The sequence below is a fragment of the Methyloceanibacter marginalis genome (assembly GCF_001723295.1).
Classification (GTDB): Bacteria; Pseudomonadota; Alphaproteobacteria; order Rhizobiales; family Methyloligellaceae; genus Methyloceanibacter; species Methyloceanibacter marginalis.
On record NZ_LPWD01000225.1, the window covers coordinates 1 to 7,133 of the forward strand.

General features: G+C 65.3%; 8 protein-coding genes and 1 pseudogene. 7 read left to right on the forward strand and 2 right to left on the reverse strand.

Annotated features, from left to right (window positions below):
* The 3 genes from AUC71_RS09005 to AUC71_RS09015 form a co-directional block, all read left to right on the forward strand.
* The coding region (locus tag AUC71_RS09005) for an HAD hydrolase-like protein (RefSeq protein WP_244500869.1) at window positions 1-362 on the forward strand (362 nt) is incomplete at its 5' end.
* 316 nt (window positions 363-678) lie between these two features.
* A complete protein-coding gene (locus AUC71_RS09010; RefSeq protein ID WP_083238223.1) occupies window positions 679-1,665 on the forward strand; it encodes a D-alanyl-D-alanine carboxypeptidase family protein in 987 nt (328 codons plus the stop codon).
* A 274-nt stretch (window positions 1,666-1,939) separates the two neighbouring features.
* Window positions 1,940-2,140: a hypothetical protein gene (locus AUC71_RS09015; protein ID WP_069624000.1), complete on the forward strand. Its 201-nt coding sequence runs from the start codon at window positions 1,940-1,942 to the stop codon at window positions 2,138-2,140.
* Between the two features lie 6 nt (window positions 2,141-2,146).
* Here the strand turns inward: AUC71_RS09015 and AUC71_RS09020 are convergent, their stop codons facing one another.
* Window positions 2,147-2,692 (reverse strand): DUF924 family protein, encoded by a 546-nt coding sequence (locus AUC71_RS09020; RefSeq protein ID WP_069624001.1) that lies wholly within the window; start codon window positions 2,690-2,692, stop codon window positions 2,147-2,149.
* Complete coding sequence (locus AUC71_RS09025; protein ID WP_069624002.1) at window positions 2,692-3,372, reverse strand: TlpA family protein disulfide reductase; 681 nt, start codon at window positions 3,370-3,372, stop codon at window positions 2,692-2,694. The genes AUC71_RS09020 and AUC71_RS09025 overlap by 1 nt, the downstream gene beginning before the upstream one ends.
* A gap of 39 nt (window positions 3,373-3,411) precedes the next feature.
* Between AUC71_RS09025 and argH the strand changes: the two are divergent.
* The 4 genes and pseudogenes from argH to AUC71_RS09045 form a co-directional block, all read left to right on the forward strand.
* A pseudogene (argH, locus tag AUC71_RS09030) lies at window positions 3,412-4,808 on the forward strand (argininosuccinate lyase).
* Window positions 4,809-4,872: 64 nt separating this feature from the next.
* Window positions 4,873-5,049 carry an LPS translocon maturation chaperone LptM gene (gene lptM / locus AUC71_RS09035; RefSeq protein ID WP_158007771.1) on the forward strand — a complete coding sequence of 59 codons (177 nt, stop codon included), beginning with the start codon at window positions 4,873-4,875 and terminating at the stop codon, window positions 5,047-5,049.
* 15 nt (window positions 5,050-5,064) lie between these two features.
* A complete protein-coding gene (gene lysA, locus AUC71_RS09040) occupies window positions 5,065-6,348 on the forward strand; it encodes a diaminopimelate decarboxylase (protein WP_069624004.1) in 1,284 nt (427 codons plus the stop codon).
* Between the two features lie 105 nt (window positions 6,349-6,453).
* Window positions 6,454-7,133 (forward strand): DUF4175 family protein (locus tag AUC71_RS09045; protein WP_141701573.1); only part of this gene is annotated, 680 nt, incomplete at its 3' end.

Here is a 7,133-nt window from a genome sequence, read left to right on the forward strand (position 1 = left end):
GCGCTCGCCAAGAACCGCACCTTCAAGGCGACGACGGGAAGCTCAGCCTCGATGCGGGCGCGTTCGTCACAGCACTCGAATACGCGACCGGGAAAGAGGCGACCGTTCTCGGCAAGCCGTCGCCGGATTTCTTCAGCAGCGCACTCACCAGCATGGGTTGCGCCCCCGCAGAGGCCGTGATGGTCGGCGACGACGCGGAGGCCGATGTGGCGGGCAGCTTGAACACCGGTTTCGGATGCGCGCTGCTCGTGCGCACCGGGAAATACCGCGACGGCGACGAGACCCGGTTTGCCCCGCACCCCACGGCGACGGTCGCCGACTTGCCGGCCGCCGTTCAGTGGATCGTCGCGCAACTATCCTGACATCCCAGACGAATCGCGCGCCACGGGTTGCGAAACCGAATGGGCGCGTTAGTCTGGCGCCAGAACCGGTGGCTGCCGACCGATTCGACTGTTCCCGCGGGGCCCGACAATCCTGGGTCCAGCAAAGTTTTGCCGGCGGACGGCCCAAAGTTTTTCACGTCCGTCACGGAACAGTCGAAATTCGCGTGACTATTGGGGTGGACTGCCGGGGGCTAGGGGAGCCCACCAATTTCGCAACCTGGACCGCCGGTCCCCACACTGGGGCGACGGTCGGCCTTTCAGGCGCAATGCGTCGACTCGAGGGGAAGAGGGATTCATGCTGAGGCGCGCTTTTCTTAGCCTATTTGCCGGAATCGCCCTTTTGGCGCCGTCGATCGCCGCAGCCAGCCCCGCCCTCGTCTTCGAGCCCTATAACGGCACGGTCTTCTACTCCGAGGATCCAGACGCGCCGTGGTTCCCCGCCTCGCTCACCAAGCTGATGACCGCCTATGTCGCCTTCCACGCGCTCAAGGACGGCGAGGTGAAACCCGACACGCCGGTGATTTGCACGAAAAACGCCGCGAAGCAGGCCCCCACCAAGCTCGGCCTCCCCGTCGGCAAGTCCATCGATTTGGAGACGGCAATCAAGGTGATCATCGTCAAATCGGCCAACGACGTGGCCGTCATGGTGGCCGAGACCGTTGCCGGCTCCGAGGAGGCTTTCATCGCCCGCATGAACGCGGCGGCCAAGCGGCTCGGCATGACCAGCACCCAATTCGCCAACCCGCACGGTCTGCCCAACGAGCATCAATACACGACTGCCCGCGACCTCGCCCGCCTCGCCCGCGCGCTCATAATCGAGTTCCCCGAGCATGCCGACATCTTCGCGCAAACCCATGTCCAGGTCGGGCCGAAGCAACTGCGCACCCATAACGGACTTCTGATCAGCTTTCCTGGCGCCGACGGCATGAAGACCGGCTTCATCTGCGATTCCGGATTCAACATCGTGGTCAGTGCCACCCGCGACGGCCGCAAGCTCGTGGCCGTGGTGCTCGGCGAGCCGTCGACCCGGGTGCGCAATGCCCGCGCCGCGCAGCTCCTGGAGAACGGCTTCAATCGCTATTTTTGGAAGTCCCTGTTCGGCACCAGTCTCGACGGCCTCGCGCTCCAAGCCAAGGTCGCCGACGGCCCCGCGCATCTGCGCGAAGTGATCTGCGGACGCCGCAGCAAGGCCGAAGCGCCGGATGCGCCGTCCTTCGCCAAGATCACCGAGCCGATCAAGACGGCCGATCTTCCGGATATCCTGTTCAGCGCCACCAATTGATCCTGTCCCGTCACTTTGCTTTCGGCGCCGCTCTCTGCGTCTGCCTGACACAGCTCGGCGCGACCGTGGCCTACGCCGAGGACCCGCCCGAGGAGATCGCCGAGACCATCGCGGAAGCCGCGGAAGTCTGCCGCGCTCAGGGCGGCAAGCCTGAAACGACCGCGGCGCTCCGCGGCGACGACCTGACGCCGACGGCGGTTCCGACTGGATCGCCGATTACGCGAAGATCAAATGCGAGGGCGGCGCCAACCCCGCGTGCAACCCGAACGGCTGCATGCTGCAACTCTATTTCTGGAACGGCGACGGCTGGGACAAGGTCTTCGAGGACTTCGTCAAGGGCTACAAGTTCTCGTCGAGCGGCAAAACGCGCACCATGCACGTGACCACCGCCGGCACGCCGTGCAACAAGCCGGCGGAAGAGACGTGCTCCTACAATTACCGTCTCGAGGAAGACGCCGTCTCACCCGTGCAATAGCGCGCGTCAGAACGACGAGCCCGGCTGCTTCAGGAACGCTTCCTCCTCCGGCGTCGACTCCCGGCCGAGACTCGCGTTGCGATGGGGAAAGCGGCCGAAGCGCGCGATGATCGCTTCGTGTCTCCGGGCGAAGTCGAGATTTTCCGGATTGCCGAGCGCCGTGAACAGTTCGAGCGAGCGCCTCTGCACGGCCAGGTCTTCCGAATGCTGGAAGGGGATGTAGACGAAGCACCGTTTTTCCGGCGGCAGCTTCATGTCCAGGCCCTCGGCGATGGCGCGCTGCGACAAGGCGAGCGCTTGCGCGTCAGTAGCGAAGGCCTGGGGCGCGCCCCGGAACATGTTGCGGGGAAACTGATCGAGCACGAGGATTGCGGCGAGGCACGCCTTCAGGGTCGTCGAGCAACCGGGCGGGACGGCATCCTTCAGCGTCTCGTATGTCTCGCCGAACCGCACCGTGATCTCCGCATCGACGCTTGCCGGCGCGCCATACCACGCCTTCGGCGACAGCTCCTCGAACCAGTACCGGACGATCTCTTCCGGCTCGGCGATCATCAGGACGACCCTTCGGCGGCGGCTATCGCCGCTTCGATGAGTTTCTTGGCCTCCGGCGAGGCCCAATCGGCGGGCCCAACCAGCCGGCCCATCTCCTCGCCTTGCGGGTTGAGCAGGAGCGTGGTCGGCATGCCCACGACTTTCAGCGTGGCGAAGAGCTTGCCCGAGGGGTCGGCATAGAGCGCGACATCCTTCGCCCCGGTCTCCTCCAAGAAGTCCTTCGCCTTGTCCGCGCCGCCCTTGTCGATATTGATCGCCACCACCTCGAAGTCAGGCCCGCCGAGCTCTGCTTGGAGGGCGTTGAGCTGGGGCATCTCCTCGCGGCAGGGCACGCACCAGGTCGCCCAGATATTGAGGAGGACCACCTTACCCTTGAGATCGGCCGCGCTCTGACCCTCCCCGCCGGGACCGTCGAAGCTGAACGCCGGCAGCGGGACCGGCTTCGGCCGTACCACAAAAGCGGCCATGTCCCCCGTGTTCAGGCCTTTGAGCGGGCTCGCGTCGCCGCTCGCGGCCCCGGTCTTATCTGCCGTGGAGGGGGCGGATACCGGGCCCGAACCATTGTCAGAGGGGGCCAAAAGCAAATATACCGTGCCGAACCCGGCAATCGCGGCGATCGCAGCGGCGATCAGATACCTGGCCGGCGACGCGGCGTGCTTGCGTTTGTTGGAAGCGTTCACGTCATCCTCTTCGAACTTTGCCTGCTAGGCCGGACGATCATGACCAACACCATGTGGGGTGGCCGCTTTGCCGCAAGCCTTCTGAGATCATGGAGGAGATAAATGCCTCCATCGACTTCGACAAGCGGCTGTGGCGCCACGACATCGAGGCCTCGAAGGCCCATGTCGCCATGCTCGCGGCGACCGGCATCGTTTCGTCCGCGGATGCTGACGAGATCACGAAGGGTCTCGACCAAATTCTGGCCGAGATCGAGGCCGGCGACTTCAAATTCACGCGAGCGCTCGAGGACATCCATCTCAACGTCGAGCACCGGCTGAAAGAGTTGATCGGCCCCGTGGCCGGCAAGCTGCACACCGCGCGTTCGCGCAACGACCAGGTCGCCACCGACTTCAAGCTCTACGTGCGCGACGAGATCGCCGTAATCGAGGCCGGGCTCGCTGCGCTTCAATTTGCGCTGGCGAAATTGGCGCTCGAAGAAGCAGCGACGGTCATGCCGGGCTTCACCCATTTGCAGACGGCCCAGCCCATCACCTTCGGCCATCACTGCCTCGCCTATGTGGAAATGCTCGCCCGCGACCGCAGCCGCTTTCACGATGCCGCCAAGCGGCTCAATGAATCGCCGCTCGGCGCCGCGGCGCTCGCCGGCACCAGCTTCCCCATCGACCGGAACATGACGGCGAAGGCTCTGGGCTTCGATAGGCCGACGGCGAATTCGCTCGATTCGGTGTCCGACCGGGACTTCGCGCTCGAGACTTTGGCGGCGGCAGCCATCGCCGCCATGCATTTGTCGCGGCTCGCGGAGGAGATCGTGCTGTGGACCTCGCCGCAATTCGGCTTCGCGCGGCTGTCGGACGCGTTCTCCACGGGCTCCTCGATCATGCCGCAGAAACGCAATCCGGACGCGGCCGAGTTGGTGCGGGCCAAGAGCGGGCGCATTGCCGGCGCCTTTCAGGCGCTGCTCATGGTGATGAAGGGCCTGCCGCTCGCCTACGCCAAGGACATGCAGGAAGACAAGGAGCCTGTGTTCGATGCGCTCGATGCGCTGAAGCTCGGCCTCGCCGCCATGGCCGGCATGGTGGGCGACCTCGACATTGACGCCAAGGCCATGAAAAAGGCGGCCGGCCGCGGATACGCCACCGCCACCGACCTGGCCGACTGGCTGGTGCAGACCCTGGATATGCCCTTTCGGGAGGCCCACCATGTCACCGGGCGAATCGTGGCCATGGCCGAGGAAAAGAACGCCGATCTCAAGAAATTGACCCTTGCCGAGCTGCAGGCCGTGGAGCCCCGGATCACCCAGGACGTCTTTTCCATTCTCGACCCCGCACGGTCGGCGAAAAGCCGCAAAAGCCAAGGCGGAACCGCCCCTGCCAACGTGCGGCGGGAGGCGAGGCGGTGGATAAAGCGTTTGGAGAAGGACGGCCTCTCGCGATAAAAGGGTTGGGAAAGGGCCGCGGGAGATGGCCTTGACCAACAGGGGCACGACCATGGGAAGCGCTATGCGCATCCTGATAACGCTGGCGCTGGTAACCGCCGTCGGACTTTCGGCCTGCGGGCGGCGCGGCTCGCTGGACCGGCCGCAGCCGAGCCAGCCGGAAGTCAAGGCTGACCCGGCGACCAAGATGTCGACGGCGCCGGACCGCCGCTTGCCGATCCTCGACCGTTTGATCGAATAGACCCTGTAACTTCTCATGCACCATTTCGCCTACCGGCGCGGCGTGTCCCACGCAAATGTGCTTCACGCCGAGGAGGTCGACCTATGCGCGTTGGCCGACACCGTCGGGACCCCGTTCTATTGCTATTCCTCCGCGACGCTTGAGCGGCACTACAAGGTGTTCACGGGCGCCTTCGAAGCGCGGCCCGACACCCTCGTCTGCTACTCCATCAAGGCGAACTCCAATCTCGGCGTGCTTAAGACGCTCGCCAATCTCGGCGCCGGCATGGACGTAGTGTCCGAGGGCGAGCTGCGCCGCGCGCTCGCGGTCGGCGTTCCGGGCGAGCGCATCGCCTTCTCCGGCGTCGGCAAGACCAAGGAGGAGATGGCGTTCGCGCTGGACGCCGGCATCTACGCCTTCAACGTGGAGTCGGAGCCTGAATTGCGCGCGCTGAGCGAGGTGGCGGAGCGGAAAGGTCTGACCGCGCGTATCGCCTTCCGCGTGAACCCGGACGTGGATGCGCTAACCCACCACAAGATCTCCACGGGGCGCGCGGAGAACAAGTTCGGCGTGCCCTTCGAGCAGGCGCTGTCGCTCTACCGCCAGGCGGCCACATTGCCCGGCATCGCGCCGGTTGGCGTGCATATGCATATCGGCAGCCAGATCACCGATCTCGCGCCGTTCAAGAACGCCTTTGCCCTTTTGACCGAACTTGTCGGCACGCTGCGCAACGCCGGCTTCGCCATCGATTTCGTCAATCTCGGCGGCGGGCTCGGCATCCCCTATCGCAGCGACGAGCCCGCGCCGCCTTTGCCCACCGACTACGCACGGCTCGTGAACGAGGCGATGGGCGATCTCGACGTGCGGCTGCTGTTCGAGCCTGGCCGCATGATCGCCGGCAATGCCGGCATCCTCGTGTCACGCGTGCTCTACGTGAAGACGGACCCGGACAAGACCTTCACCATCGTCGATGCGGCCATGAACGATCTCATCCGTCCGACGCTCTACGAGGCCTATCATCAGATTCTGCCGGTGATCGAGTCCACGCCGGAAACCTTCACCCGCATCACCGACGTGGTCGGCCCCGTGTGCGAGACCGGCGACTATCTGGCACTCGCGAGGCCCCTGCCCGAACTGCATGCGGGCGATCTGATCGCGATCATGACCGCGGGCGCTTATGGCGCGGTGCAGGCTTCCCAATATAACAGCCGGCTGCTCGTGCCCGAGGTGCTGGTCTCGGGCGAGGCCTTTTGCGTGACGCGGCCCCGGCCGAGCTACGAGGACATGCTTTCGGCCGAGCGCCTGCCCGACTGGCTCTGACCCGCAATCACCCCAATAAAAGGCCTCCATTTTGCCCGCTTGGACCCCCAAATTACCGTGATGTAATCTGGGCATGGGCCGAGCCTGTGCTAGAAAAATCGGATCATGGCGAGACCCACAAGCTCCAGCACCAGCACCAAAGACGCCGCGGAAGCCAAAGCGCTCAAGAAGCGCTTCGAGACCCGCGTACGCCTGAGCTGGCTCGCGCTCTTCGCCGAGCGCGCTTGGGAGGGGCTGCTGTGGCCCTTCGTCGTGGTGTCGTGCTTCCTGGTGTTTACGCTGCTCGGCGGCTGGAGCCTGCTGCCGCCCATCGCGCACAAGATCCTGCTCGGCGCTTTTGGCGTGGCGCTGATCGTCTCCTTCCTGCCGCTCGTCAGGATCGCCCTGCCGAGCCGCGCCGAAGCGCTCAGGCGTCTCGAGCGCGACGCCGAGATCAAGCACCGGCCCGCTTCATCCTATGAGGACACGCTCGGCACCGCACCGCGCGAAGAGACCGCCCATCTTTGGACGCTGCACCGTCAGCGCCTCGCGCGCCTCGTCGCCAAGCTGAAACCCTCTTGGCCTGCCCCGCGTACCGATCGGGAGGATCCTTACGCGATCCGCTCCGCGCTGTTCCTGGCGCTGATCGCCGCCTTCATCGCGGCCGGCGGCGACATGCGCTCGCGCCTCGACTCCGCGTTCACGCCCGCGGCCGGCGGCGCCGCGGCGCTTCTGAGATTGGACGCCTGGGTGACCCCGCCCGGTCTATACCGGCATGGCGCCCATCGTGCTTGCGGACGGCAGCG

Bases quoted from the DNA above. Each gene is read 5' to 3' on its own strand.
- AUC71_RS09010 (WP_083238223.1), top strand. From the start codon at position 679: ATGCTGAGGCGCGCTTTTCTTAGCCTATTTGCCGGAATCGCCCTTTTG.
- AUC71_RS09015 (WP_069624000.1), top strand. From the start codon at position 1,940: ATGCTGCAACTCTATTTCTGGAACGGCGACGGCTGGGACAAGGTCTTC.
- AUC71_RS09020 (WP_069624001.1), bottom strand. From the start codon at position 2,692: ATGATCGCCGAGCCGGAAGAGATCGTCCGGTACTGGTTCGAGGAGCTG.
- lptM (WP_158007771.1), top strand. From the start codon at position 4,873: ATGCGCATCCTGATAACGCTGGCGCTGGTAACCGCCGTCGGACTTTCG.
- lysA (WP_069624004.1), top strand. From the start codon at position 5,065: ATGCACCATTTCGCCTACCGGCGCGGCGTGTCCCACGCAAATGTGCTT.